The sequence below is a fragment of the Pseudoalteromonas sp. GW168-MNA-CIBAN-0100 genome, from assembly GCF_040309225.1.
In the GTDB taxonomy this organism is placed as follows: domain Bacteria; phylum Pseudomonadota; class Gammaproteobacteria; order Enterobacterales; family Alteromonadaceae; genus Pseudoalteromonas; species Pseudoalteromonas arctica.
In genome coordinates, this window is the sequence record NZ_JBEOOL010000960.1 from 1 (window position 1) to 244 (window position 244).

The window sequence follows — 244 nt, forward strand, 5'->3', positions numbered from 1 at the left end:
AGCAAAAGCAACCACTGCCAACCGTGTTTAATACCAAGCATTGGGCGGCGTTCGTTATCGACCAACTATACGACGACGCAAATTACTACCTTGCCGAATCGCAACAACAAGGCCTGTACGACATTGGCTTTACACTGCGCCGCTTAATTTTTGTGGTTAAAAACCAAGACTGGTCAGGGCTAGAAGTCGTCGGCGGAAAGCTTTACGCAATCGCCGCAAAAGTCAACAAAGCCCAGCTTAACTT

1 pseudogene is annotated in these 244 nt (G+C 48.0%); it reads left to right on the forward strand.

From position 1 onward, the window contains the following. A pseudogene (locus tag AAEY62_RS24190) lies at positions 1–244 on the forward strand (phage terminase small subunit); the annotation flags it as partial.